General features: G+C 61.6%; 25 protein-coding genes. 17 read left to right on the forward strand and 8 right to left on the reverse strand.

The window, feature by feature from the left end:
- The first annotated feature begins 35 nt into the window (after nt 1-35).
- The 10 genes from N005_RS03810 to hisC all read left to right on the forward strand — a co-directional run bounded on the left by N005_RS03810 (nt 36) and on the right by hisC (nt 8,009).
- Nucleotides 36-845, forward strand: a complete 810-nt coding sequence (locus N005_RS03810; protein ID WP_047699546.1) for an ATP-binding cassette domain-containing protein — start codon at nt 36-38, stop codon at nt 843-845.
- Nucleotides 845-1,642 carry a lipid asymmetry maintenance ABC transporter permease subunit MlaE gene (mlaE, locus tag N005_RS03815; RefSeq protein ID WP_047699547.1) on the forward strand — a complete coding sequence of 266 codons (798 nt, stop codon included), beginning with the start codon at nt 845-847 and terminating at the stop codon, nt 1,640-1,642. The genes N005_RS03810 and mlaE overlap by 1 nt, the downstream gene beginning before the upstream one ends.
- Nucleotides 1,642-2,109 carry an outer membrane lipid asymmetry maintenance protein MlaD gene (gene mlaD / locus N005_RS03820; protein WP_041020863.1) on the forward strand — a complete coding sequence of 156 codons (468 nt, stop codon included), beginning with the start codon at nt 1,642-1,644 and terminating at the stop codon, nt 2,107-2,109. Before mlaE ends, mlaD begins: the two co-directional genes overlap by 1 nt.
- Nucleotides 2,110-2,120: 11 nt before the next feature.
- Nucleotides 2,121-2,774: an MlaC/ttg2D family ABC transporter substrate-binding protein gene (locus tag N005_RS03825; RefSeq protein ID WP_041020862.1), complete on the forward strand. Its 654-nt coding sequence runs from the start codon at nt 2,121-2,123 to the stop codon at nt 2,772-2,774.
- 8 nt (nt 2,775-2,782) lie between these two features.
- Nucleotides 2,783-3,088, forward strand: a complete 306-nt coding sequence (locus tag N005_RS03830; protein ID WP_047699704.1) for an STAS domain-containing protein — start codon at nt 2,783-2,785, stop codon at nt 3,086-3,088.
- 115 nt (nt 3,089-3,203) lie between these two features.
- Entirely contained in the window at nt 3,204-3,443 is a 240-nt protein-coding gene (locus N005_RS03835) for a BolA family protein (RefSeq protein WP_007953556.1), read from the forward strand.
- Between the two features lie 22 nt (nt 3,444-3,465).
- Nucleotides 3,466-4,731, forward strand: coding sequence for a UDP-N-acetylglucosamine 1-carboxyvinyltransferase (murA, locus tag N005_RS03840; RefSeq protein WP_047699550.1), 1,266 nt, complete (start codon nt 3,466-3,468; stop codon nt 4,729-4,731).
- Nucleotides 4,732-4,858: 127 nt separating this feature from the next.
- Nucleotides 4,859-5,494, forward strand: coding sequence for an ATP phosphoribosyltransferase (gene hisG, locus N005_RS03845; RefSeq protein ID WP_047699553.1), 636 nt, complete (start codon nt 4,859-4,861; stop codon nt 5,492-5,494).
- Between the two features lie 123 nt (nt 5,495-5,617).
- Nucleotides 5,618-6,955, forward strand: a complete 1,338-nt coding sequence (gene hisD, locus N005_RS03850) for a histidinol dehydrogenase (protein WP_047699555.1) — start codon at nt 5,618-5,620, stop codon at nt 6,953-6,955.
- Between the two features lies 1 nt (nt 6,956).
- A complete protein-coding gene (gene hisC / locus N005_RS03855) occupies nt 6,957-8,009 on the forward strand; it encodes a histidinol-phosphate transaminase (RefSeq protein ID WP_047699557.1) in 1,053 nt (350 codons plus the stop codon).
- 270 nt (nt 8,010-8,279) lie between these two features.
- Here the strand turns inward: hisC and N005_RS03860 are convergent, their stop codons facing one another.
- The 3 genes from N005_RS03860 to algW form a co-directional block, all read right to left on the reverse strand.
- The gene (locus N005_RS03860; protein ID WP_047699558.1) at nt 8,280-8,999 is read right to left on the reverse strand and encodes a DUF4198 domain-containing protein; all 720 of its coding nucleotides are present in this window, start codon (nt 8,997-8,999) and stop codon (nt 8,280-8,282) included.
- A gap of 14 nt (nt 9,000-9,013) precedes the next feature.
- Entirely contained in the window at nt 9,014-11,119 is a 2,106-nt protein-coding gene (locus N005_RS03865) for a TonB-dependent siderophore receptor (protein WP_047699561.1), read from the reverse strand.
- 249 nt (nt 11,120-11,368) lie between these two features.
- The gene (gene algW, locus N005_RS03870) at nt 11,369-12,529 is read right to left on the reverse strand and encodes a Do family serine endopeptidase AlgW (protein ID WP_024777501.1); all 1,161 of its coding nucleotides are present in this window, start codon (nt 12,527-12,529) and stop codon (nt 11,369-11,371) included.
- 104 nt (nt 12,530-12,633) lie between these two features.
- On the opposite strand from algW, the gene N005_RS03875 reads away from it, so the two are divergent.
- From N005_RS03875 to cysN, 4 genes are all read left to right on the forward strand, one after another.
- Entirely contained in the window at nt 12,634-13,392 is a 759-nt protein-coding gene (locus tag N005_RS03875) for a Nif3-like dinuclear metal center hexameric protein (RefSeq protein WP_047699563.1), read from the forward strand.
- 191 nt (nt 13,393-13,583) lie between these two features.
- On the forward strand, nt 13,584-14,501 hold the full coding sequence (gene cysD, locus N005_RS03880) for a sulfate adenylyltransferase subunit CysD (protein ID WP_024777503.1): 918 nt from the start codon (nt 13,584-13,586) through the stop codon (nt 14,499-14,501).
- A gap of 102 nt (nt 14,502-14,603) precedes the next feature.
- Entirely contained in the window at nt 14,604-14,945 is a 342-nt protein-coding gene (locus N005_RS03885) for a four helix bundle protein (protein ID WP_041020851.1), read from the forward strand.
- 53 nt (nt 14,946-14,998) lie between these two features.
- Nucleotides 14,999-16,897, forward strand: coding sequence for a sulfate adenylyltransferase subunit CysN (cysN, locus tag N005_RS03890; RefSeq protein WP_047699566.1), 1,899 nt, complete (start codon nt 14,999-15,001; stop codon nt 16,895-16,897).
- 176 nt (nt 16,898-17,073) lie between these two features.
- Here the strand turns inward: cysN and N005_RS03895 are convergent, their stop codons facing one another.
- The 3 genes from N005_RS03895 to N005_RS27985 are packed head-to-tail and all read right to left on the reverse strand — an operon-like array spanning nt 17,074 to nt 20,481.
- The gene (locus tag N005_RS03895) at nt 17,074-17,982 is read right to left on the reverse strand and encodes an acyltransferase (RefSeq protein ID WP_047699568.1); all 909 of its coding nucleotides are present in this window, start codon (nt 17,980-17,982) and stop codon (nt 17,074-17,076) included.
- A complete protein-coding gene (pta, locus tag N005_RS03900) occupies nt 17,983-20,082 on the reverse strand; it encodes a phosphate acetyltransferase (RefSeq protein ID WP_047699570.1) in 2,100 nt (699 codons plus the stop codon).
- A 60-nt stretch (nt 20,083-20,142) separates the two neighbouring features.
- A complete protein-coding gene (locus N005_RS27985; RefSeq protein WP_081993217.1) occupies nt 20,143-20,481 on the reverse strand; it encodes a DUF3565 domain-containing protein in 339 nt (112 codons plus the stop codon).
- Between N005_RS27985 and N005_RS03905 the strand changes: the two genes are divergently transcribed.
- From N005_RS03905 to N005_RS03915, 3 genes are all read left to right on the forward strand, one after another.
- Nucleotides 20,450-20,935, forward strand: coding sequence for an FKBP-type peptidyl-prolyl cis-trans isomerase (locus N005_RS03905; RefSeq protein ID WP_024777507.1), 486 nt, complete (start codon nt 20,450-20,452; stop codon nt 20,933-20,935). The genes N005_RS27985 and N005_RS03905 overlap by 32 nt on opposite strands.
- Nucleotides 20,936-21,039: 104 nt before the next feature.
- Nucleotides 21,040-21,522: a glutathione peroxidase gene (locus tag N005_RS03910; protein ID WP_047699572.1), complete on the forward strand. Its 483-nt coding sequence runs from the start codon at nt 21,040-21,042 to the stop codon at nt 21,520-21,522.
- A gap of 273 nt (nt 21,523-21,795) precedes the next feature.
- On the forward strand, nt 21,796-22,899 hold the full coding sequence (locus N005_RS03915) for an NADH:flavin oxidoreductase (protein ID WP_047699575.1): 1,104 nt from the start codon (nt 21,796-21,798) through the stop codon (nt 22,897-22,899).
- A gap of 136 nt (nt 22,900-23,035) precedes the next feature.
- On the opposite strand, the gene N005_RS03920 is transcribed toward N005_RS03915, so the two are convergent.
- Together N005_RS03920 and cysZ are read right to left on the reverse strand one after the other, a co-directional pair.
- Nucleotides 23,036-24,232: a glycosyltransferase family 4 protein gene (locus N005_RS03920; protein WP_047699577.1), complete on the reverse strand. Its 1,197-nt coding sequence runs from the start codon at nt 24,230-24,232 to the stop codon at nt 23,036-23,038.
- Nucleotides 24,233-24,272: 40 nt separating this feature from the next.
- Nucleotides 24,273-25,028, reverse strand: coding sequence for a sulfate transporter CysZ (cysZ, locus tag N005_RS03925; protein WP_047699579.1), 756 nt, complete (start codon nt 25,026-25,028; stop codon nt 24,273-24,275).
- Between the last annotated feature and the right edge of the window lies 1 nt (nt 25,029).

A 25,029-nucleotide genomic window follows, 5' to 3' on the forward strand; every position in this document is an offset into this window, starting at 1 on the left:
CATTCGGATGTGAGGCTGCATCGCAAGGAGTTTAGATGAGTGCCGACAACGCCTACGCGGTCGAGCTGAAGGGGCTGTCCTTCAAGCGAGGGACGCGCAGCATTTTCAATGACATCGATATTCGTATACCGCGCGGCAAGGTGACCGGCATCATGGGGCCTTCCGGGTGCGGCAAGACCACGCTGCTGCGCCTGATGGGCGCACAGTTGCGTCCCAATGCCGGTGAAGTCTGGGTCAATGGCCAGAATCTTCCCAAGCTGTCGCGCAGCGACCTGTTCGATGCACGCAAACACATGGGCGTACTGTTCCAGAGTGGCGCGCTGTTCACCGATCTCGACGTGTTCGAAAACGTGGCGTTCCCGCTGCGGGTCCATACCGACCTGCCGGAAGAGATGATCCGCGACATCGTCCTGCTCAAACTGCAGGCGGTCGGGCTGCGTGGCGCCCTCGATCTGATGCCGGACGAGCTGTCCGGCGGCATGAAGCGCCGGGTCGCACTGGCGCGGGCGATTGCCCTCGATCCGAAAATCCTCATGTACGACGAGCCCTTCGTCGGGCAGGATCCGATCGCCATGGGCGTGCTGGTGCGTCTGATCCGCCTGCTCAACGATGCGCTGGGCATCACCAGCATCGTGGTGTCCCACGACCTGGCCGAAACCGCGAGCATCGCGGACTACATCTATGTGGTCGGCGATGGCCAGGTATTGGGGCAGGGTACGCCCCAGGAGTTGAAGGCTTCGGACAACCCGCGCATTCGCCAATTCATGAAGGGCGATCCGGACGGTCCGGTGGCGTTCCATTTTCCGGCCACGGATTACCGTACCGATCTGCTGGGGAAGCGCTGATGCGCAAGAAATCATTGATAGAAAGAATTCGCCTGTTCGGCCGTTCCGGCATCGACGTGCTGGCGGTACTGGGCCGTTCCACATTGTTCCTGGCCCATGCCTTGCTGGGGCGCAACGCCACGGGCGGCGGTTTTGGCCTGCTGGTCAAGCAACTGCATTCGGTGGGGGTGATGTCCCTGGTGATCATCGTCGTGTCCGGTATTTTCATCGGCATGGTGCTGGCGTTGCAGGGTTTCAACATCCTGTCCAGCTACGGTTCGGAGCAGGCGGTCGGGCAGATGGTCTCGCTGACGCTGTTGCGTGAGCTCGGCCCGGTGGTGACGGCATTACTGTTCGCCGGGCGTGCCGGTTCGGCGCTGACGGCCGAAATCGGTAACATGAAGTCCACCGAGCAGCTGTCCAGCCTGGAAATGATCGGCGTAGACCCGCTCAAGTACATTATTGCCCCGCGCCTGTGGGCCGGCTTCATTTCCCTGCCGGTGCTGGCGATCATCTTCAGCGTCGTCGGGATCTGGGGTGGCTCATGGGTGGCCGTCGACTGGTTGGGGGTCTATGAAGGTTCCTACTGGTCCAACATGCAGAACAGTGTCGACTTCCTGGATGACGTGCTCAATGGCGTCATCAAGAGCGCCGTGTTCGCCTTCGTGGTGACCTGGATCGCCGTGTTTCAAGGCTATGACTGCGAGCCCACGTCTGAGGGGATCAGCCGTGCCACAACCAAGACCGTGGTGTACGCCTCGCTGGCGGTGCTGGGCCTTGACTTTATTCTGACCGCCTTGATGTTTGGAGATTTCTGATGCAAAACCGCACCCTGGAAATCGGTGTCGGCCTTTTCCTGTTGGCCGGCATCCTGGCTTTGTTGCTGCTGGCCCTGCGTGTCAGCGGCCTGGCGCCGACCGCGAATACCGATACTTATAAACTTTATGCTTATTTTGACAATATCGCCGGTTTGACGGTCAGAGCCAAGGTGACCATGGCCGGTGTCACCATCGGCAAGGTCACGGCAATCGATCTGGATCGCGACAGTTTCACCGGACGGGTGACGCTGCAGCTGGAAAAGCGCGTGGATAACCTGCCGACTGATTCCACTGCATCTATCCTTACGGCGGGCCTGCTGGGCGAGAAATACATCGGTATCAGCGTGGGCGGGGAAGAAACCCTGCTCAAGGACGGTGGGACCATCCATGACACGCAGTCGTCGCTGGTGCTCGAGGACCTGATCGGGAAATTCCTGCTCAATACCGTTAGCAAAGACGCCAAATGAGGAGCCTTTCGATGATCTCTATCTTGCGACGCAGCCTGTTGGTCCTGCTGGCAGCCCTGCCGCTGATGACCAATGCCCTGGCGGCGCCTTCCGCCCACGACATCATCCAGGACACCACGACCCGGTTGCTGGCGGACCTTGCCGCCAACAAGGAGAAATACAAGCAGGATCCGGGGGCGTTCTATGACGCGCTGAACGGCATCGTCGGTCCGGTGGTGGACGCCGATGGCATCTCCCGCAGCATCATGACAGTCAAGTACTCGCGCAAGGCAACCCCTGCGCAGATGACCCGCTTCCAGGAAAACTTCAAGCGCAGCCTGATGCAGTTCTATGGCAACGCCTTGCTCGAATACAACAACCAGGGCATCACCGTGGGGCCGGCCAAGGACGAAAGTGGTACCCGCACCAGCGTCGACATGCAGGTCAAGGGTAACAACGGCGCGATCTATCCCGTCTCCTACACCCTCGAACAGTTGAACGGCGAGTGGAAGGTGCGCAACGTGATCATCAACGGCATCAACATCGGCAAGTTGTTCCGCGACCAGTTCGCCGATGCGATGCAGCGCAATGGCAATGACCTGGACAAGACCATCGATGGTTGGGCCGGCGAAGTCGCCAAGGCCAAGGAAGTGACCGAGCAAGCCAAGGAGAAGCAGGAGCAATGATCGAGTCGGTGGGTGAGTCGGCCGTTCGTCTGGGCGAAGCCGGTGAGTTGCTGCTCAGTGGCGTGCTGGACTATCGCACCGGCCCGGCCCTGCGCCAGCAAGGGCAGGCGCTGATCAAGTCCGTCAGTGCCGCCGAGCTGGTCATTGATTGCTCGGCGGTGCAGAAATCCAGCAGTGTCGGCTTGTCGCTGCTGCTGTGCTTCATGCGGGACGCCAAGGCGGCCGGCAAAACGTGGAGCATCCGTGGGATGCCCGAAGACATGCGCGAAATAGCCCAGGTCAGCGAACTGACCGAGCTGTTGGCGCACTCCTGACCCACATCGCTGGAAAAGTCCCCCCGTCAGAGTCCTGCTTCGCGGGGTTCGCAGGCGCGGGGCTTTTTTGTATGATGTGCGACCCGCGCGCACAGGGCGCCGATTGAGGTTGAGCATGCAGGCTGTAGAAGTGAAGAGCTTCCTTGAAGGAAAGCTGCCTGGTACGCAGGTGGAAGTTGAAGGCGAAGGCTGCAATTTCCAGCTGAACGTGATCAGCGATGAACTGGCGGCGTTGAGCCCGGTGAAGCGTCAGCAGAGCATCTATGCCCATTTGAACCCATGGATTGCCGATGGCAGCATCCACGCGGTCACGATGAAATTTTTCAGCAGCGCGGCCTGGGCCGAGCGCACCTGAGCCCAAGGGCCTCGAGATTCTTATGGATAAACTGATTATTACCGGCGGCGCTCGTCTTGATGGCGAGATCCGTATTTCCGGGGCGAAGAACTCGGCCTTGCCGATCCTGGCCGCGACCTTGCTGTGCGATGGCCCGGTGACCGTGGCCAACCTGCCGCACCTGCATGACATCACCACGATGATCGAGCTGTTCGGTCGCATGGGCATCGAACCGGTGATCGACGAGAAACTCGCCGTCGAGATCGACCCGCGTACCATCAAGACCCTGGTTGCCCCGTACGAGCTGGTGAAAACCATGCGGGCGTCGATCCTGGTGCTGGGCCCGATGGTTGCCCGTTTCGGTGAAGCCGAAGTCGCGTTGCCTGGCGGTTGCGCCATTGGCTCGCGCCCGGTGGACCTGCACATCCGTGGCCTGGAAGCCATGGGCGCGGTCATCGACGTCGAAGGCGGCTACATCAAGGCCAAGGCGCCTGAAGGCGGACTGCGCGGCGCGCATTTCTTCTTCGACACCGTCAGCGTGACCGGCACCGAGAACATCATGATGGCTGCTGCTCTGGCCAAGGGCCGTAGCGTGCTGCAGAACGCTGCCCGCGAGCCGGAAGTGGTGGACCTGGCGAACTTCCTGATCGCCATGGGCGCCAGGATCAGTGGCGCCGGTACCGACACCATCACCATCGATGGCGTCGAGCGCCTGCACTCGGCCACGTACAAAGTGATGCCGGACCGGATCGAAACCGGTACCTACCTGGTCGCTGCCGCCGTCACCGGCGGTCGCGTCAAGGTCAAGGACACTGATCCGACCATCCTTGAAGCCGTCCTGGAGAAACTCAAGGAAGCCGGCGCCGAAGTCACCTGCGGCGAAGACTGGATCGAAGTGAACATGCACGGCAAGCGGCCCAAGGCTGTGAACGTGCGGACCGCGCCATATCCGGCGTTCCCGACGGACATGCAGGCGCAGTTCATCTCGCTCAACGCCATTGCCGAAGGCACCGGCGCGGTGATCGAGACGATCTTCGAAAACCGTTTCATGCACGTCTACGAACTGCACCGCATGGGCGCCAAGATTCAGGTCGAAGGCAACACCGCCATCGTCACCGGCGCCGAGAAGCTCAAGGGCGCGCCAGTGATGGCCACCGACCTGCGGGCTTCGGCCAGCCTGGTGATTTCGGCCCTGATTGCCGAAGGCGATACCCTGATCGACCGCATCTACCACATTGACCGTGGCTACGAATGCATCGAAGAAAAACTGCAGATGCTCGGCGCCAAGATCCGCCGCGTACCGGGCTAGTTCCGGCTGCATGGGGCACAAGGATGTGCCTGGATTTCGTTTCAAATCGAGAGTGGTCCACCCTCGATGGGTGTCCGGCGCCGCTTGCGTCCGGGCATGAGTACCTTGATAAGGACTGACGTTTCCCATGTTGACCATCGCACTGTCCAAGGGCCGTATCCTTGACGACACCCTGCCGCTTCTGGCTGAAGCGGGCATCGTGCCGACCGAGAATCCGGACAAGAGTCGCAAGCTGATCATCCCCACGACCCAGGCCGATGTTCGCCTGCTGATCGTGCGTGCCACCGATGTGCCGACTTACGTTGAACATGGTGCCGCCGATCTTGGCGTTGCCGGTAAAGACGTGCTGATGGAATACGGCGGCCAGGGCTTGTATGAGCCCCTGGACCTGCGGATCGCCCGGTGCAAGCTGATGACCGCCGGCAAGGTCGGCGCGCCGGAGCCCAAGGGGCGCCTGCGGGTGGCGACCAAGTTCGTCAACGTTGCCAAGCGTTACTATGCCGAGCAGGGTCGCCAGGTCGATATCATCAAGTTGTACGGTTCGATGGAGCTGGCGCCGCTGATCGGCCTGGCGGACAAGATCATCGACGTCGTCGACACCGGCAATACCCTGCGGGCCAACGGCCTGGAACCCCAGGATTTCATCGCGGACATCACCTCGCGGCTGATCGTCAACAAGGCATCGATGAAAATGCAGCATGCTCGTATCCAGGCTCTGATCGATACCCTGCGCAAGGCAGTGGAATCGCGACACCGCGGCTGATTTACCTGCGCGACCTCGAGTCGCGCCCGTCTATCCGTGTCATAGCCAATTTTCTCAGGTGCCCACGCGAATGGACTGGTAGCTTAGGGCGCCTGAGCATTTGCCATTAATGAGGCCCTCGCTATGACCGCTCCCACTTCGATTCGCCGACTCAACGCTGCCGATCCGGATTTCGCGCATCATCTGGATCATCTGCTGAGCTGGGAAAGTGTGTCTGACGACTCGGTCAATCAGCGGGTGCTGGACATTATCAAGGCCGTGCGCGAGCGTGGCGATGCCGCCTTGGTGGAGTTCACGCAGACATTCGACGGTCTGCAAGCGGCGTCCATGGCCGACCTGATCCTGCCGCGCGAGCGCCTGGAACTGGCCCTGACCCGGATCACCGTGCCCCAGCGTGAAGCCCTGGAGAAAGCCGCCTCCCGGGTGCGCAGCTATCACGAAAGACAGAAACAGGACTCCTGGAGCTACACCGAAGCCGACGGCACGGTGCTGGGCCAGAAAGTGACGCCACTGGACCGCGCCGGTTTGTACGTGCCGGGCGGCAAGGCGTCCTATCCTTCTTCGGTGCTGATGAACGCGATTCCGGCCAAGGTTGCCGGCGTTGCCGAAGTGGTCATGGTCGTGCCGACGCCGCGGGGTGAAATCAACGAACTGGTGCTGGCCGCTGCCTGCATCGCCGGCGTGGACCGGGTGTTCACCATCGGTGGCGCCCAGGCCGTGGCGGCATTGGCCTACGGCACCGAAAGCGTGCCAAGGGTCGACAAGGTGGTCGGGCCGGGCAACATCTATGTCGCCACCGCCAAGCGCCACGTGTTCGGCCAGGTCGGTATCGACATGATCGCCGGCCCTTCGGAAATCCTCGTGGTGTGCGACGGCCAGACCGACCCGGACTGGATCGCCATGGACCTGTTTTCCCAGGCCGAGCACGATGAAGACGCCCAGGCGATCCTGGTCAGCCCGGATGCCGAGTTCCTCGACAAGGTCGCCGCCAGCATCGACAAGCTGCTGCCGACCATGGAGCGCGCCGAGATCATCAACACCTCGATCAATGGCCGTGGCGCGTTGATCAAGGTCGATGACATGGAACAGGCGATCGAGGTCGCCAACCGCATCGCGCCGGAGCACCTGGAGTTGTCGGTCGCCGATCCGCAGGCCTGGTTGCCGCAGATCCGCCATGCCGGTGCGATCTTCATGGGCCGCCACACCAGCGAGGCCCTGGGCGATTACTGTGCCGGTCCCAACCACGTGCTGCCGACTTCCGGCACCGCGCGTTTCTCGTCGCCGCTGGGGGTGTATGACTTCCAGAAACGTTCGTCGATCATCTTCTGCTCCGAGCAGGGTGCCTCCGAACTGGGCAAGACGGCTTCGGTACTGGCCCGTGGCGAATCGCTGAGCGCCCACGCCCGCAGCGCCGAGTATCGAATTCTTGATGAGTCCACCATTGACGGGCAGGGAAACTGAAATGAGTAAATTCTGGAGCCCGTTCGTCAAGAACCTGGTGCCCTATGTGCCGGGCGAACAACCGAAGCTGACCCGCCTGGTCAAGCTCAACACCAATGAAAATCCCTACGGCCCATCGCCCAAGGCCCTGGCGGCGATGCAGGCCGAACTCAATGACAACCTGCGTCTGTACCCGGATCCCAACAGCGACCTGCTGAAGAGCGCCGTGGCTCTCTACTACGGTGTGCAGGCCAACCAGGTGTTCCTTGGTAATGGCTCGGATGAAGTGCTGGCGCACATTTTTCACGGCCTGTTGCAACACGACCAGCCGATCCTGTTCCCGGACATCAGCTACAGCTTCTATCCGGTGTATTGCGGGTTGTACGGCATCCCGTTCGATGCGGTGCCCCTGGACGAGCAGTTCAGGATCGATCCGGCGGACTATGCCAAGCCGAACGGCGGGATCATTTTCCCCAACCCGAACGCTCCGACCGGTTGCCTGCTGGCGCTGGACGCGGTGGAACAGATGCTCAAGGCCAACCCGGATTCGGTGGTGGTAGTCGATGAAGCCTACATCGACTTCGGTGGCGAGACGGCCATCAGCCTGGTGGACCGCTATCCCAACCTGCTGGTCACCCAGACCTTGTCCAAGTCCCGTTCGCTGGCGGGATTGCGGGTGGGCCTGGCGGTGGGCCATCCGGACCTGATCGAAGCGCTGGAGCGGATCAAGAACAGCTTCAACTCTTACCCGCTGGATCGCCTGGCAAACGTGGGCGGCGCGGCGGCGTTCGACGACCGCGAGTATTTCCAGCAGACCTGCCGCCTGGTCATCGAGCACCGCGAGTGGGTGGTGGCGCAACTGGAGGCCAAGGGTTTTGAAGTGCTGCCTTCGGCGGCCAACTTCATCTTCGCCCGTCACCCCCGGCATGATGCGGCGGGGTTGGCGGCGAAGCTGCGGGAGCAGGGCGTGATCGTGCGGCACTTCAAGCAGGAGCGGATTGCCCAGTTCCTGCGGATCAGCATTGGCACGCCGGAGCAGAACCAGGCGCTGATCGACGCCCTCGGCGAGCTCTAGAGCCCTGCGCTGAACGGTAGGAAATCCTCTGTGGGAGCAAGGCTTGCCCGCGATGGCGGTGGGTCAGTGACTCAAATGTCGACTGATTCGGCGCTATCGCGGGCAAGCCTTGCTCCCACACTTACTTCCGGGGTTCCTGGATTGCCGTCTTATCGCTGAATCCCTGTGGGAGCGAGCCTGCTCGCGATGGCGTACTTTCAGCTCAGGTCTATGTGGCTGACTCACCGCTATCGCGAGCAGGCTCGCTCCCACAGGTTGTGCATCAAGGCCTCATTCGTGGTGCGGCTCGCCCAGGAATGTCAGCGAAGTGAACACACCACGGGTCGCCACGTCCTTGTCGTCCTTGAGCGGGATTTCCATCTGCGCGGCGATGACGTTCAAGCCTTCATTGCGCACCAGCACCTGGGCCCGGCCGTCGGCGTCGGTTTCAGTGGATACGGTGTTCGGCGCGCTGCGGTAATCGCCCACCAGTTTTACACCGGCCGCGGGCTTGCCATCCAGCAGGACTCGTACCGGCAGTGACTGGCCGGGACCTACGGTCAATGGGTCGACCTCCGGCAGGATCACGAACTTGATCGGCTCCAGCTTCGGCAGCTTTGCTCCTGGCTCATAGATGGCCAGGCTGTATTTGAAGGTGTGGGTCGATTCGACCGCGCCGGGCACCTTGCTGCGGCCTTCGTTGATCCACTTCTTGTCGGCGGTTTGCGACCACATGCCGTTGTCCAGTGCCACTGCGAGCACGGCCGGTGGCTTGAGCGGTTGCAGGCGCGCGTGGTCGGGGAGGCGTTGCACCGTGACGGGAATCATCTTGCCGCCCAGGTCATAGGCCCAGGCGCCACTGATCTTCTGCGCCTTGAACGCATTGTCCTCGGCGCCGTGGCCGTAAATCACTTCAATGTTGCCGCGCCGTTGTTCGGTCCACAGACCGTGGGCCGAGGCTTGTGTCGCCAGGAGCAGGCCGAGCAGGGCGAGTGTCTTGGGGTATTTCATGCGGATTTTCCTTATTACAGATCGAGGGTGAGACTGACGGTGAAGTTGCGCGGGTCGCCGGGATTGACCCAGTAGTTGCTGTAGGAGCGCTCGTAGTATTTTTCGTCGAAAACGTTGTTCAGGTTCAGGCCGACGGTGACGTTGTCGCTGGCCTTGTAATGAGCCAGCAGATCCACGGTGTGATAAGCCGGTAGCTCGAAATCCTTGCCGGCTTCGCCCGAACGATCCCCCACGTAAGTGAACGCCGCGCCGACATCCGAGCCGCGCAGGCGTCCGTCCTGGAACTCATAGACACCCAGCAGGCTGCCGCTGCGCTTGGCCACGCCGAGGATCCGGCTACCCGTGGGGATGGTCTTGTCACCTTCAGTCACTTCGGCATCGATGTAGGCAAAGGCGCCGATCACCCGGACGGCCTCCGTCAGTTGCCCGCTGACCTGCAGATCGAACCCCAGGCTACGGGCCTTGCCCATGGCACGGCTGGTATTGGTGCCGGGATCCAGCGCCAGGACGTTTTCCTTCTCGATATGGAAGGCCGCCAGGGTGGTGCTCAAGCGATCGTCGAACAGCTCGCTCTTGATCCCGGCTTCATAGCCGACGCCTTCCTCCGGGTCGAAGGTCTTGCCGCTCGCGTCCAGGCCGTTGTTGGGCTTGAACGAGGTGGAGGCGTTGGCGAACAGTCCGACTTCAGGTGTCAGTTGGTACAGCAGGCCGGCCCGTTGCGTCAGGGCATCGTGACGTTGGCGGCTGGTGCGCTGGGTGGTGTGATCATCGATGCCTTGCTCGAAATGCTCGTAGCGCACGCCGAGCATGCCTCGCAGTTTGTCGGTGAAGATGATCTGGTCCTGGAGATTCAATGCACGGCTTTGGACATGCTCGAAGAAGTCCGTGCCGGTGCGCAGCCCGTTGGGTTTGGGCTGGCCGTAAATGGGCTGATAGATGTCGATGGGATAGGTGCCGCCGTTGATGGTGGTGACGCGCTCGTTCTTGCGGTAATCCTCGTATTCGCTGCCGATCAGCAGTTCGTGCTGCCACGGCCCCAAATCGAACAGGCCACGCAGTTCCAACTGGGTGATGCTGTCGTGCCAATCGTTGTCGCGTTCGCGGTAACGGCGGTTGATGGTGTGGCCATCGGCATTCAGCGGACGTGCTTCGGAGGCGAAGCCCCAGAGTTCACCTTGTTTGTAATGACTGGCCAGGCGCAATTGCCAAGTGTCGTTGAGCTGGTGCTCGAGGGCGGCCTGGAGCATGTTGTTATGGTTGTCGATGTCACCGTCGTTGGGTTCGCCCAGGAAGGTCGAGCGGGACATGCCGCCCCAGCGATTACCTGGCGCGACGATGCCCCGGTCGAACGTCGAGCTGTGGCGCACCATTTCACTCTCCACCAACAGCCGTGTGTCGGGACTCAATTGCCAACTGATGGAAGGCGCCACGAATACCCGCTGGCTTTCGACGTGATCGCGAAAGCTGTGATTGTCCTCCACCGCCAGGTTCACCCTCGACAACAGCGTGCCTTCGGTGTCCAGTGCCGTATTGACGTCCAGCGCGGTGCGGTAGCGGTCCCAGCTACCGGCGCTGGTTTGTAGGGTGGTGAAGGCTTCGGGCTGGGGTTTCTTGGTGACGATATTCACCGTGCCCCCTGGGTCGCCTCGCCCATAGAGGCTGGCCGCCGGCCCCTTCAACACCTCGATGCGTTCGATGTTGGCGGCGTCCGGCGTGCTCGGGTAGCCACGGTTGGCGCTGAAACCGTCCTTGTAGAACTCTGACGTCGTGAAGCCGCGCACGCTGTATTCGTAAAGTGTCAGGCCGCCGAAGTTGTTCTGTTTCGATACGCCGCCGGCGAACTCCAGTGCTCGTTCGACGCTGGTGCTGCCCAGGTCCGTGAGGACGTCAGCCGGGATTACGCTGATCGATTGGGGGATGTCCCGCAGGGCCGTGTCGGTTTTGGTGGCGCTGGCGGAGCGGGTGGCGCGATAACCTTTCACCGGTCCGGTGGGGGATTCGTAATCGGAGGTGACGCTGATGGCGTCCAGTTCCAGGGGCTGGGTTTCCTCGGCAAAGGCCGGGTCGCCCAGCAGGCCCAAGGCCAGGCTGGCGAGGGAAATCCGTTTTAGGGATGACATGTTATGTTGTTCCAATTGTCTTAATTGAAACAATATAACACTACTAATGAGAATTTATGCTATCTGCGATTTCCCATTAAATTTTCAGACAGTCAGGCTTTTGTGGCGAGGGGATTTATCCCCGCTGGGCTGCGAAGCAGCCCCCGGGAAATTGAATGCTTTTTTTCTGATGTTTCAGGGTTGGCCCATTTAGGGCTGCTCCGCAGCCCAGCGGGGATAAATCCCCTCGCCACAGGGGGGTTGAGCCGGTTACTGCTCTTCCTTGACCGCTACCGGCGCGGGCGGTGGGCGCAGGCCGATTTCGGCGGTGAGCTTGAGCTCCTTGCCGTTGCGCATCACCTGGATGGTGACTTTGTCGGTGGGCTTGATCCGCGCCACCTGGTTCATCGAGCGACGGCCATCGCCGGCCGGTTCGCCATCGATACTCAGGATCACATCACCCAGTTGCAGGCCGGCCTTCTGGGCCGGGCCATCGCGGAAAATCCCCGCCACCACGATGCCAGGCCGGCCGGACAAACCGAAGGACTCTGCCAGCTCCTGGGTCAGCGGCTGCACTTCAATGCCCAGCCAGCCACGGATCACCTGGCCATGTTCGATGATGGATTTCATCACTTCCATCGCCAGTTTCACTGGGATGGCGAAACCGATGCCCTGGCTGCCGCCGGACTTGGAGAAGATCGCCGTGTTGATTCCGGTGAGGTTGCCGTTGGCATCCACCAGCGCGCCGCCGGAGTTGCCGGGGTTGATCGCGGCGTCGGTCTGGATGAAGTCTTCGTAGTTGTTCAAACCCAACTGGTTGCGCCCGGTGGCACTGATGATGCCCATGGTCACGGTCTGGCCGACGCCGAAGGGGTTGCCGATGGCGAGGGCGACGTCACCGATGCGGATGCTGTCGGAGCGGCCGATGGTAATCGCCGGCAGATTCTTGAGGTCGATCTTCAATACCGCGAGATCGGTTTCCGGGTCGCTGCCGATCACCCGGGCCAGGGTCTCGCGGCCATCCTTGAGGGCCACCACGATCTGGTCGGCACCGCTGGTGACGTGGTTGTTGGTCAGCAGGTAGCCTTCCGGGCTCATGATCACGCCCGAGCCCAGGCTCGATTCCATGCGTTTCTGCTTCGGCGAGTTGTCACCGAAGAAGCGCCGGAATTGCGGGTCTTCGAACAGGGGGTGGCTGGGTTTGTTGATGACTTTGGTGGTGTACAGGTTGACCACGGCCGGCGCGGCGATGGTCACGGCGTCGGCGTAGGACACCGGCCCCTGCAGCAACGCCTTGCTCTGCGGTGCCTGCTGCAGATTGACATCGAGGCTCGGCAGGCCAACCCATTCGGGATAACGCTGGATAATCAGTAGTGCGACAAGCACGCCGGCCAACAGCGGCCAGCCGGAAAAACGCAGCGCCTTGAGCATCTATCACGTCCTACAAAAGTTGCAGGCGGAATGAGACCGCCCATAATGACGCGCATTATACGAGGCCGCGCGCGCCTCGGAACGGGATATTTAGGAGTCTTTTCATGGCCGTAGCCCTGAGCACCCTGGTTGAAGAAGCGGACCGTTACCTGGCCAGCAGCCGGGTTGCCGATTATTGCCCAAACGGCCTGCAGGTCGAAGGCGCGCCCCAGGTGATGCGCATCGTCAGCGGCGTGACCGCCAGCCAGGCGTTGCTCGACGCCGCGGTGGAGGCCGATGCCGACCTGGTGCTGGTGCATCACGGTTACTTCTGGAAGGGCGAGAACCCGTGCATCACCGGGATGAAGCAACGTCGCCTGAAAACCCTGCTCAAGCACGACATCAGCCTGCTGGCCTACCATCTGCCCCTGGACCTGCACCCCGAGGTCGGCAACAACGTGCAGCTGGGCCGTCAACTGGACATCACCGTCGAAGGGCCGCTGGACCCGGACAACCCCAAGGTCGTCGGCCTGGTCGGTTCCTTGTCCGAACCGATGACGCCTCGGGATTTCGCCCGCAGGGTCCAGGAAGTCATGGGCCGTGAGCCGTTGCTGATCGAAGGTGAGCAGATGATCCGCCGGGTCGGCTGGTGCACCGGTGGCGGCCAGGGCTACATCGACCAGGCGGTGACGGCCGGGGTCGACCTGTACCTCAGCGGCGAAGCGTCGGAACAGACTTTCCACAGCGCCCGGGAAAACGGCATCAGCTTCATCGCCGCCGGCCATCATGCGACCGAACGCTATGGCGTGCAGGCGTTGGGCGATTACCTGGCGCGACGCTTTGCCCTGGAACACATCTTCATCGATTGCCCGAATCCGATTTGAGTGTTCTGGAATTCCTGTGGGAGTGAGCCTGCTCGCTCCCACAAAGGGGTATTGCGATGGCCGAACCACCAGGCATATCCATATGCTGTTTCGATCTAGTTGGCGCCCTGATTAGAAGAGGTCGCTGTGCTAGGATTCTTCGCTCGAACACGGCCCGCTGGCCGTTCATAAGAAAGTTTTCGTGAGTAGCCATGGTCGACAAACTGACGCATCTGAAACAGCTGGAGGCGGAAAGCATCCACATCATCCGCGAGGTGGCCGCCGAGTTCGATAACCCGGTGATGCTGTACTCCATCGGTAAAGACTCTGCCGTGATGCTGCACCTGGCACGCAAGGCGTTCTTCCCCGGCAAGCTGCCGTTTCCGGTGATGCACGTCGACACCCGCTGGAAATTCCAGGAAATGTACAAGTTCCGCGATCGCATGGTCGAGGAGATGGGCCTGGACCTGATCACTCACGTGAACCCGGACGGCGTGGCGCAAGGCATCAACCCCTTCACCCACGGCAGCGCCAAGCATACCGACATCATGAAGACCGAAGGCCTGAAGCAGGCCCTGGACAAGCATGGTTTCGACGCAGCGTTCGGCGGTGCCCGCCGCGATGAGGAAAAATCCCGGGCCAAGGAGCGCGTCTACTCGTTCCGCGACAGCAAGCACCGCTGGGACCCGAAGAACCAGCGCCCGGAGCTTTGGAACGTCTACAACGGCAAGGTCAACAAGGGCGAGTCGATCCGCGTCTTCCCGTTGTCGAACTGGACCGAGCTGGATATCTGGCAGTACATCTACCTCGAAGGCATCCCAATCGTGCCGCTGTACTTCGCCGCCGAGCGCGAAGTCATCGAGAAGAACGGCACGCTGATCATGATCGACGACGAGCGCATCCTCGAGCACCTGTCCGAGGAAGAGAAGGCCCGCATCGTCAAGAAGAAAGTGCGTTTCCGTACCCTTGGCTGCTACCCGTTGACGGGCGCGGTGGAGTCCGAGGCCGAAAGCCTGACGGACATCATCCAGGAAATGCTCCTGACGCGAACTTCCGAGCGCCAGGGCCGGGTCATCGACCACGATGGCGCAGGCTCGATGGAAGATAAAAAACGTCAAGGTTACTTTTAAGCTTCGAGTTACAAGCGGCAAGCTGCAAGTTAAGGGCGGAATGCGTAACTTCCCAGCTTGGTGCTTGCAGGCGGTGCTGCGAGCCGGATTGGATGGCTCGCAATGGATTTCGAGAAACTGATTGTTTGGCAGCGAAGTAAGGATTTGGCGGTAGGGATCTATAGAGAGTTTGCGCGATGTGGGGATTTTGGATTCAAGGATCAAATCACCCGCTCGGCACTTTCGGTGCCTTCCAATATTGCTGAAGGTATGGAGCGCCGTAATGCCAAAGAGAAAATTTATTTCCTTTGGGTTGCGAAAGGTTCCTGCGGGGAGCTGCGTACCCAAATCCTTATTGCTCGGGATATTGCTTACGTCGCAGATTCGCTGGCTGAAAACTGGGTTATGGAAACCCGCGAGCTTTCTCGAATGCTGGGCGGGTTGATCAACAAAATTTCTGACTAGCTGTACGCCGACAAGCTTGCCGCTTGAAGCTTACAGCTCGGAGCTTGAATGCAATGAGCCACCAATCTGATTTGATCAGCGAGGACATCCTCGCCTACCTGGGCCAGCACGAACGTAAAGAGCTGCTGCGCTTTTTGACCTGCGGTAACGTCGACGACGGCAAGAGCACCCTGATCGGGCGCCTGCTGCACGACTCCAAGATGATCTACGAAGATCACCTGGAAGCCATCACCCGCGATTCGAAGAAAGTCGGCACCACCGGTGACGACATCGACCTGGCGTTGCTGGTCGACGGCCTGCAGGCCGAGCGCGAGCAGGGCATCACCATCGATGTCGCGTACCGCTATTTCTCCACCGCCAAGCGCAAGTTCATCATCGCCGATACCCCCGGCCATGAGCAGTACACCCGCAACATGGCCACCGGTGCCTCCACCTGTGACCTGGCAATCATTCTGGTGGACGCCCGCTACGGCGTGCAGACCCAGACCCGTCGCCACAGCTTCATTGCCTCGCTGCTGGGCATCAAGCACATCGTCGTGGCCATCAACAAGATGGACCTCAAGGACTTCGACCAGGGCGTGTTCGAGTCGATCAAGGCCGACTACCTGAAGTTCGCCGAAGGCTTGAAGATGAAGCCCACCAGCATGCACTTCGTACCGATGTCGGCCCTCAAGGGCGACAACGTGGTGAACAAGTCCGAGCGCTCGCCGTGGTACACCGGCCAGTCGCTGATGGAAATCCTCGAGACCGTGGAAGTGGCGGGCGACCGCAACTTCACCGATCTGCGTTTCCCGGTGCAGTACGTCAACCGTCCGAACCTGAACTTTCGCGGTTTCGCCGGCACCCTGGCCAGCGGCATCGTGCACAAGGGCGACGAAGTGGTGGTGTTGCCATCAGGCAAGAGCAGCCGCGTCAAATCCATCGTCACCTTCGAAGGTGAGCTGGAGCAGGCCGGCCCGGGCCAGGCCGTGACGCTGACCATGGAAGACGAGATCGACATTTCCCGGGGCGACCTGTTGGTGCATGCCGACAACGTCCCGCCGGTCACCGACAGCTTCGAAGCGATGCTGGTGTGGATGGCCGAGGAGCCGATGCTGCCGGGCAAGAAATACGACATCAAGCGTGCGACCAGCTATGTGCCTGGCTCCATTGCCAGCATCGTCAACCGGGTCGACGTGAACACCCTCGAAGAAGGCCCGGCCAGTGCGTTGCAGCTCAACGAAATCGGCAAGGTGAAGATTGCCCTGGATGCGCCGATCGCCTTGGACGGTTACGAGAGCAACCGCACCACCGGCGCGTTCATCGTCATCGATCGCCTGACCAATGGCACCGTTGGCGCCGGCATGATCGTCGCCCAACCGCTGGCCCACGGCAGCAGCACCCATCACGGCAAGCTTGCCCATGTATCGGTGGAGGAACGCACTCAGCGTTTCGGCCAGCAGCCGGCGACGGTGCTGTTCAGCGGTCTCTCGGGCGCCGGCAAGAGCACATTGGCCTACGCCGTGGAGCGCAAGCTGTTCGACATGGGCCGTGCGGTCTTCGTCCTCGATGGCCAGAACCTGCGCCATGACCTGAACAAAGGCCTGCCGCAAGACCGTGCCGGACGCACCGAGAATTGGCGCCGAGCGGCCCACGTCGCCCGTCAGTTCAACGAAGCCGGTCTGTTGACCCTGGCGGCATTCGTTGCACCGAGCGCCGAAGGGCGTCTGCAGGCCAAGGACTTGATCGGCAAGGAGCGCTTGCTGACCGTCTACGTCCAGGCCTCGCCGACGGTGTGCGCCCAACGTGATCCGCAAGGGCTGTATGCCGCCGCCGGCGACAACATCCCGGGCGAGTCCTTCCCGTATGACGTGCCGCTGGACGCCGATCTGGTGATCGACACCCAGTCGCTGACGCTGGAAGAAAGCGTCAAGCAGGTGCTGGATCTGCTGCGCAGCCGTGGCGCGATCTAAGCGCAAGCGGCAATGAAAAAGCCCGCCGATGAGCAATCATCGGCGGGCTTTTTCATTTGCTGAGTCCAACAAGGTCTAACTGTGGGAGCGAGCCTGCTCGCGATGGCGGTGGTTCAGTCTCCATCTCTGCAAGCTGATGCACCGCCATCGCGAGCAGGCTCGCTCCCACAAGGGGATCAGTGGTGGGTTGGGTACTCGCGATGCATCTGCTCCAGCAGCGCATCCTTGTCCTGCCACAACTGATTGATCCAGCCCTGGAATTCCAGGCGATAGGCGCCGTCCTGGTCGTAGTTCCTGCCGACGAACTGCGGCGGAATCGGCAGTTCCTGGAAATGCACCACCACTTCTCCAACGTTGCCGCAGAGCAAATCCCAATACCCCGGACGACCGCCAGGATAGTGGATGGTCACGTTGATAATCGACGCCAGTTGTTCACCCATGGCATCCAGCACAAACGCGATGCCGCCGGCCTTGGGCTTGAGCAGATAGCGAAACGGTGACTGCTGCTGGGCATGCTTGCCTTCAGTGAAGCGCGTGCCTTCGGCGAAATTGAAAATGCCCACCGGGTTGTCGCGAAACTTCGCGCAGGTCTTGCGGGTGGTTTCCAGGTCCTTGCCTCTCTTTTCCGGATGCTTTTCCAGATAGGCCTTGGAGTAACGCTTCATGAACGGGAACCCCAGCGCCCACCAGGCCAGGCCGATCACCGGGACCCAGATCAGTTCCTGCTTGAGAAAGAACTTCAAAGGGCGGACGCGGCGATTGAGCACGTATTGCAGCACCATGATGTCGACCCAGCTCTGGTGGTTGCTGGTGATCAGGTACGAGTGCTGGTAGTCCAGGCCCTCCAAACCGCTGAGGTGCCAGTGGGTGCGGCGCAGCAGGTTCATCCAGGCCTTGTTGTTGCTGATCCAGGCTTCATGGATGTGGCTCATCAGCCAGTCGGTGAAGCGTTGGGCGGCGGGGAAGGGCAGCAGGAGCTTGAAGATCGCCACGATGAACAGCGGCGTGCAGCAGGCAATGGTATTGAGCGCCAACAGCAGCGAGGCGATGACGCCTCGCACCGGGGCAGGCAGGAAATCCAGCATTCAAATGTCCATGGGTCGGTTGGCGGCTTGGATCGCGGTAAGGGCGATGGTGTACACGATGTCATCGACCTGGGCGCCACGGGGCAAGTCGTTCACCGGTTTGCGCAGGCCCTGGAGCATCGGCCCGAGGCTGACGCAATCGGCGCTGCGCTGGACGGCCTTGTGGGTGGTGTTGCCGGTGTTCAGGTCCGGGAAGATGAACACCGTCGCCCGCCCGGCCACCTGGCTGTTGGGCGCCAGTTGCCGCGCCACGGTTTCGTTGGCGGCGGCGTCGTATTGCAGCGGGCCGTCGATCAACAGGCCATGCTGCGCCTCGTGGGCCAGCAAGGTCGCTTCGCGGACTTTCTCCACCTCTTCGCCGCTGGCCGATTCACCGCTGGAATAGCTGAGCATCGCCACCCGTGGCGTGATGCCGAACGCGGCGGCCGAGTCGGCGCTTTGCAGGGCGATCTCCGCCAACTCCGCTGCGCTGGGATGCGGATTCATCACGCAATCGCCATAGACCAGCACTTCCTCGGGAAACAGCATGAAGAACACCGACGACACCAGGGAGCAGCCCGGCGCCGTCTTGATCAACTGCAAGGCCGGACGGATGGTGTTGGCGGTGGAGTGGACAACGCCGGACACCAGCCCGTCGACTTCGTCCAGCGCCAGCATCATCGTGCCGATCACCACGGTGTCTTCCAGTTGTTGCTCGGCCATCGGCGCATTCAGGCTCTTGCTCTTGCGCAGTCGCACCATCGGCTCGACGTAACGCTCGCGGATCGAATCCGGGTCGAGAACTTCCAGCCCTGGCGGCAGTTCGATGCCCTGGGCCCGGGCTACCGCCTCGACGTCGGCCGGCTTGGCCAGCAACACGCAGCGGGCGATGCCGCGGGCCTGGCAAATCGCGGCGGCCTGGACCGTCAACGGTTCGCTGCCTTCCGGCAGGACGATGCGCTTGTTGGCGGCCTGGGCGCGCTGGATCAATTGATAGCGGAACACCGCCGGCGACAGGCGCATTTCCCGTGGGGTGCCGCAGCGTTGGTGCAGCCACTGGGCGTCCAGGTGGCTGGCGACGAAATCGGTGATGATCTCCGCACGTTCGCGGTCGTCGATCGGGATTTCCTTGTTCAAGCCGTTGAGCAGGTTGGCGGTGTCATAGGAGCCCGTGCTCACCGACAGCACCGGCAGGCCCGCCTGCAGGGCGCCGCGGCACAGCTCCATGATGCGTGGGTCAGGCAGGGTGTCGCTGGTCAGCAGCAGACCGGCCAGCGGCACGCCGTTGATGGCGGCCAGGCTCACGGCGAGGATGATGTCGTCGCGATCGCCGGGGGTCACCACCAGCACGCCGGGCTTGAGCAGTTCCACGGTGTTGCGCATGGTGCGGGCGCAAATGATGATGTTGCTCATGCGCCGGCTTTCGTAATCGCCGGCATTGAGTACCTGGGCGCCCATCAGGTCGGCTACGTCGCGGGTGCGCGGGGCGTTGAGCTCGGGGCGGAACGGAATGCAGCCCAGCAGGCGGAAATCGCCGCTGCGCAGCAGGGGTGAATGCTCCTTGAGTCGGGCGGAAAACGCTTCCATGCTTTCGTCGGTGCGGACCTTGTTGAGGATCACACCGAGGACTTTCGGGTCTTTCGGCCCGCCGAACAGTTGGGCCTGCAATTCCACGCGCCCGGAAAGCTCGGTCAGCACTTCGTTTTCCGGCGCCGACACCAGGATCACCTCGGCGTCCAGGCTCTTGGCCAGGTGCAGATTGACCCGTGCGGCGTAACTGGCGTTGCGGGTCGGGACCATGCCTTCGACCACCAGTACGTCCTTGCCGATGGCCGCCTGCTGGTAAAGCGTAATGATTTCTTCCAGCAGCTCATCGAGCTGGCCGTCACCGAGCATGCGCTCGACATGAGCCAGGCCCAGCGGCTGCGGCGGCTTGAGGCCGTGGGTGCGGGCCACCAGTTCGGTCGAACGTTCCGGGCCGGTGTCGCCGGGGTGAGGCTGGGCGATGGGTTTGAAAAAACCGACTTTCAGCCCGGCCCGTTCAAGGGTACGCACCAGCCCGAGGCTGATGGAGGTCAGGCCCACACCAAAATCGGTGGGCGCGATAAAAAAAGTTTGCATGCGGATTCTCTAAGGGAGCATGGCAAAGGCGAGGCCTGTGTATAGCCGTCTACCGTCAATTCAGTCACCAAGATTATCGCTAACCGGCGCCTGAGCACACCAGCCGCAATCAAAGGGCTGGCCTATTTTTTCAATACGTTGCGTGGGATCCAGCACCCAGGCCCGGGATTGCCAGGGGGGCTGATGGCGCAGGTGCTGGGTATGCCCACAGGACAGCTCGGCCACCCAGTGACCCTCCTCGTCCTGATGGAAACCGGTGACCGTCGGTCCGGGCACACAGGCCCGTTTGTCAGGGTTCCGTTCGCTTTCGGGCAAATCCTTGTTTAGACTTGTCCGTTCTTCATTCTTATGCAAAAGGTCTCGCCCCATGCTGATCGCCGCCAATAAGGCTGTCTCCATCGACTATACCCTGACCAACGACGCTGGTGAGGTCATCGACAGCTCTGCCGGCGGCGCTCCGCTGGTCTACCTGCATGGCGCAGGCAACATCATCCAGGGCCTGGAAAAAGCCCTGGAAGGTAAAACCACCGGTGACGAACTGAACGTGACCGTTGAACCGGAAGACGCTTACGGCGAGTACTCCGCCGAACTGGTCAGCACCCTGAGCCGCAGCATGTTCGAAGGCGTGGACGAGCTGGAAGTGGGCATGCAATTCCACGCCTCGGCGCCGGATGGCCAGATGCAGATCGTCACCATTCGCGACCTGGACGGCGACGACGTCACCGTTGACGGCAACCACCCGTTGGCCGGCCAACGCCTGAACTTCAAGGTCAAGGTTGTCGACATCCGCGATGCCAGCCAGGAAGAAGTCGCCCATGGTCACGTCCATGGCGAAGGTGGTCATCACCACTGATTTTCTGCGCTACGCTGAAGTGAACAGGAAAGGCGCCATGGGCGCCTTTTTTAGTCGGTTACCGGCCATGGCTGTTTCGAAGATCCGCAAACCTGGAGTTCGTCATGAGTGCTTTTCACGACCTTAAACTGAAAGCCCTGGATGGTCAGGAGCTTCCTCTGGCGCCTTTCAAGGGGCAAGTCGTGCTGGTGGTCAACGTCGCCTCCAAATGCGGCCTGACGCCTCAGTACGCTGCGCTGGAAAATCTTTATCAGCAGTACAAGTCCAGGGGTTTCAGCATCCTGGGCCTGCCTTGCAATCAGTTCGCCGGGCAAGAACCGGGTACCGAACAGGAAATCCAGGCGTTCTGCAGCAATAGCTATGGCGTGACGTTTCCACTGTCCAGCAAGCTGGAAGTGAACGGTCATGACCGGCATCAGCTCTACCGCCTGCTGGCGGGCGAGGGCGCGGAGTTCCCCGGGGACATTACCTGGAATTTCGAGAAATTCCTGCTCGGCAAGGACGGCCGGGTGCTGGCGCGTTTTTCGCCACGCACGACGCCGGATGATCCGGCTGTGATCCAGGCGATCGAGAAAGCGCTGGGCTGAATTGAAGAGCCCAACCGAACCCTGTGGCGAGGGGATTTATCCCCGCTGGGCTGCGTAGCAGCCCTAGAATCTGACACCTCGGTGTGTCAGCCTGATCAGGTTGCTTGCTCTTGGGGTTGCTGCGCAACCCAGCGGGGATAAATCCCCTCGCCACAGGTTCGGCGCACGGCTTTTGATCCTTAATCACTCCAATCAATAGTGCTACCCAGCCCCGCCCACGGCACATATTATCCTCGTCATATCCGACCTGCGACCTTGACCGTGGAGTGCCCCATGCCTGTAAAAGCCCTGTTCAAACCCTTCCAACTCGGCGCGTTCGAGCTGCCGACCCGGGTGGTGATGGCGCCGATGACCCGTTCCTTTTCGCCGGGCGGCGTGCCCAACGCCAAGGTCATCGAATATTACCGTCGCCGCGCAGCGGCCGGGGTTGGCCTGATCATCACCGAAGGCACGACAGTCGGGCACAAGGCTTCCAACGGCTATCCGAACGTGCCGCACTTCTATGGCGATGCTGCGCTCGCCGGCTGGAAGCAAGTGGTCGATGCGGTGCATGCCGAAGGCGGCAAGATCGTTCCACAGTTGTGGCATGTGGGCAGTGTGCGCCGCACCGGGACCGAGCCGGATGCCAGCGTGCCGGGTTATGGCCCGACCGAAAAGCTCAAGGACGGCCAGGTGGTGGTCCACGGCATGACCCAGGCAGACATCGACGAAGTCATCGCCGCCTTCGCCCAAGCGGCGAAAGATGCCCAGCGCATCGGCATGGATGGCGTGGAGATCCATGGCGCCCATGGTTATCTGGTGGATCAGTTCTTCTGGGAAGGCAGCAACCAGCGCACCGATGGCTACGGTGGCAGCCTGGCCAACCGTTCGCGCTTCGCCATCGAGTTGATTCGTGCCGTGCGTGCAGCCGTAGGCGAAGGATTCCCGATCATCTTCCGCTTCTCCCAATGGAAACAACAGGACTACACCGCGCGCCTGGTGCAGACCCCCGAAGCCCTGGGCGAATTCCTCAAGCCACTGTCCGACGCTGGCGTGGATATCTTCCACTGCTCGACACGTCGCTTCTGGGAGCCGGAATTCGACGGCTCCGAGCTGAACCTGGCCGGCTGGACCCGCAAGCTCACCGGCAAGCCGACCATCACCGTTGGCAGCGTCGGCCTGGATGGCGAGTTCCTGCAGTTCATGGTCAATACCGACAAGGTCGCGCAGCCGGCCAGCCTGGAGAAACTGCTGGAGCGCCTGAACAATGACGAATTCGACCTGGTGGCGGTAGGGCGGGCGCTGCTGGTGGATCCGGATTGGGCGCAGAAGGTGCGCGACGGTCGGGAACAGGAGATCCTGCCGTTCAGCCGTGAAGCACTGATGACGCTGGTTTAAGTCGCCTGTACCGACGCCATCGCGAGCAGGCTCGCTCCCACATTCGATCTTCTGCGAAGGCCAATACCGCGCTCGACGAAGATCCCCTGTGGGAGCAAGCCTGCTCGCGATGGCGATCTTCACATCTGCGAAAAAATCAGCGCATTGTCGACGCAGCCGGCATCACCTGCTCACCCACACAAGCCCCCCGCAACTGCGCCTCGAACTGCTCGATCACCGACGCCCAACCCTGGCGGCTGGCGTGCTGGCGAGCATTGAGCCGCACGCAGCGTAACGCTTCGGGATCCTCCAGCAACCAGCGGGCCCCATCGCAGAACGCCTCCTCATCCCCGGGCATCGCCAGCACGCCGTTGTAGCCATGGCGGATGTGCTGTGCCGCGGCGGCCTGATCGTAGGCCACCACGCCCAGCCCGGACGCCAGGGCTTCCAGCACGACATTGCCGAAGGGTTCGGTCAGGCTCGGAAAGACGAACACATCCCCGCTGGCGTAGTGGCTGGCCAGCGCCTCGCCACGCTGGGTGCCGCAGAAAATCGCGTCGGGCAATGCCTGCTCCAGGGCGGACCGTTGCGGGCCGTCGCCGATCACCACCAGCTTCATTCGCCGCTGCGGGAACGTACTGCACAGCCGGTCGAAACAACGCTTGAGCAAGCCGAGATTCTTCTCTGGCGCCAGGCGCCCAACGTGGATCACGGCAATATCGTCATCGCCCAGGCCCCAGCTTTCCCGCAGGGGGACCGAGCGCTTGACCGGATGGAACAACTGGCTGTCGACGCCGCGGGATAACAGCATGACGCGCGCGAAATGCCGCCGTTCCAATTCCAGTTGCTGGCTGAGGCTGGGCACCAGCGTCAGGTTGGAGCGGTTGTGAAACCAGCGCAGGTAATGGGTGAGTGCGCGACTCAGCAACCCGAGGCCATACTGCCGGGTGTATTGCTGGAAATTGGTGTGGAAGCCACTGACCACCGAAATACCCAGGCGCCGAGCCGCCCGCAATGCCGACAAACCCAACGGCCCCTCGGTGGCGATGTACAGCACATCGGGCCGCTGACGCTTCCAGCGCCGCAGCAGCTTGTGCATGGACACCTGGCCCCACTGCAACCCCGGATACCCTGGCAGCGGCCAGCCCCGGCACAGCAGCAAATCGTTGCTGGCCTGGCGTTGATCGGTGGCCTGCCGCGGACGCACCAGCTCTACCCGGTGCCCCCGGGCACACAGACCCTCATGCAAGCGGCCCAAAGTATTGGCCACGCCGTTGATTTCCGGCGGGAAGGTTTCGGTGATGAGGGTGATATGCAGGTGTGTGCTCATGACCCCAGTGTCGACCGGGGCCATTTCGCCAGTGTGACGCCTGAATGATGGATTTGTGACCGGTTCAGCCTTGGCGGGCCAATATGGCCTCGGCCCCTTGCTCGCGCACCCAGAACAGGGTCGCCCCGGCCACGGCCGCCGGCATCATCAGGATGTTGACCACGGGAATCAGCAGTGCCAGGTACACGCTGCCGCCAAAACCCAGGCTCTGCCAGCGCTTCTGTCGCAGCCAGGCGAGCATTTCGTTCCAGCCCAGCTTGTGGTTGTCCGCCGGGTAGTCGATGTACTGGATCGCCATCATCCACACGCCGAACAGCAGCCACAGCGGCGCGGCCACCAGATTGAGCACGGGGATGAACGACAGCACGAACAGCCCCAGGGCGCGGGGCAGGAAATAGCCGAGCTTGCGTGCCTCCCGGGCCAGGGTGCGGGGGATCATGGCAACCAACTCGCCCCAACTGAAGGCCGGGAAGTCGTCGGTGCCACGGACCACTACCTCGACTTTCTCTGCCAGAAAACCGTTGAACGGCGCGGCGATGATGTTGGCGAGCATCGTGAAGGTAAAGAACACCATCAGTACCACCAGCACCACGAACAACGGCCAGAGGATGTAGCTGAGGAAACTCAGCCAGTCCGGCAGCGACGGCATCAACGTGTCGACCCACAGGCTGAATTGATGGCCGGCCAGGTAGATCAGGCCGACGAACAACACGAGGTTGATCGCCAGCGGCAACAATACGAACAAACGCAGGCCCGGGCTCAAGACCAGCTTGAGGCCTTCTTGCAGATATTGCGGGCCGGACAGGACAGGGGCGGGCATG

The organism is Pseudomonas mediterranea CFBP 5447 (assembly GCF_000774145.1).
Lineage (GTDB): Bacteria > Pseudomonadota > Gammaproteobacteria > Pseudomonadales > Pseudomonadaceae > Aquipseudomonas > Aquipseudomonas mediterranea.

Coding starts and splice junctions, on each gene's coding strand:
- N005_RS03810 (WP_047699546.1), top strand. CDS start 36: ATGAGTGCCGACAACGCCTACGCGGTCGAGCTGAAGGGGCTGTCCTTC.
- mlaE (WP_047699547.1), top strand. CDS start 845: ATGCGCAAGAAATCATTGATAGAAAGAATTCGCCTGTTCGGCCGTTCC.
- mlaD (WP_041020863.1), top strand. CDS start 1,642: ATGCAAAACCGCACCCTGGAAATCGGTGTCGGCCTTTTCCTGTTGGCC.
- N005_RS03825 (WP_041020862.1), top strand. CDS start 2,121: ATGATCTCTATCTTGCGACGCAGCCTGTTGGTCCTGCTGGCAGCCCTG.
- N005_RS03835 (WP_007953556.1), top strand. CDS start 3,204: ATGCAGGCTGTAGAAGTGAAGAGCTTCCTTGAAGGAAAGCTGCCTGGT.
- murA (WP_047699550.1), top strand. CDS start 3,466: ATGGATAAACTGATTATTACCGGCGGCGCTCGTCTTGATGGCGAGATC.
- hisG (WP_047699553.1), top strand. CDS start 4,859: ATGTTGACCATCGCACTGTCCAAGGGCCGTATCCTTGACGACACCCTG.
- hisD (WP_047699555.1), top strand. CDS start 5,618: ATGACCGCTCCCACTTCGATTCGCCGACTCAACGCTGCCGATCCGGAT.
- hisC (WP_047699557.1), top strand. CDS start 6,957: ATGAGTAAATTCTGGAGCCCGTTCGTCAAGAACCTGGTGCCCTATGTG.
- N005_RS03860 (WP_047699558.1), bottom strand. CDS start 8,999: ATGAAATACCCCAAGACACTCGCCCTGCTCGGCCTGCTCCTGGCGACA.
- N005_RS03865 (WP_047699561.1), bottom strand. CDS start 11,119: ATGTCATCCCTAAAACGGATTTCCCTCGCCAGCCTGGCCTTGGGCCTG.
- algW (WP_024777501.1), bottom strand. CDS start 12,529: ATGCTCAAGGCGCTGCGTTTTTCCGGCTGGCCGCTGTTGGCCGGCGTG.
- N005_RS03875 (WP_047699563.1), top strand. CDS start 12,634: ATGGCCGTAGCCCTGAGCACCCTGGTTGAAGAAGCGGACCGTTACCTG.
- cysD (WP_024777503.1), top strand. CDS start 13,584: ATGGTCGACAAACTGACGCATCTGAAACAGCTGGAGGCGGAAAGCATC.
- N005_RS03885 (WP_041020851.1), top strand. CDS start 14,604: ATGGATTTCGAGAAACTGATTGTTTGGCAGCGAAGTAAGGATTTGGCG.
- cysN (WP_047699566.1), top strand. CDS start 14,999: ATGAGCCACCAATCTGATTTGATCAGCGAGGACATCCTCGCCTACCTG.
- N005_RS03895 (WP_047699568.1), bottom strand. CDS start 17,982: ATGCTGGATTTCCTGCCTGCCCCGGTGCGAGGCGTCATCGCCTCGCTG.
- pta (WP_047699570.1), bottom strand. CDS start 20,082: ATGCAAACTTTTTTTATCGCGCCCACCGATTTTGGTGTGGGCCTGACC.
- N005_RS03905 (WP_024777507.1), top strand. CDS start 20,450: ATGCTGATCGCCGCCAATAAGGCTGTCTCCATCGACTATACCCTGACC.
- N005_RS27985 (WP_081993217.1), bottom strand. CDS start 20,481: ATGGAGACAGCCTTATTGGCGGCGATCAGCATGGGGCGAGACCTTTTG.
- N005_RS03910 (WP_047699572.1), top strand. CDS start 21,040: ATGAGTGCTTTTCACGACCTTAAACTGAAAGCCCTGGATGGTCAGGAG.
- N005_RS03915 (WP_047699575.1), top strand. CDS start 21,796: ATGCCTGTAAAAGCCCTGTTCAAACCCTTCCAACTCGGCGCGTTCGAG.
- N005_RS03920 (WP_047699577.1), bottom strand. CDS start 24,232: ATGGCCCCGGTCGACACTGGGGTCATGAGCACACACCTGCATATCACC.
- cysZ (WP_047699579.1), bottom strand. CDS start 25,028: ATGCCCGCCCCTGTCCTGTCCGGCCCGCAATATCTGCAAGAAGGCCTC.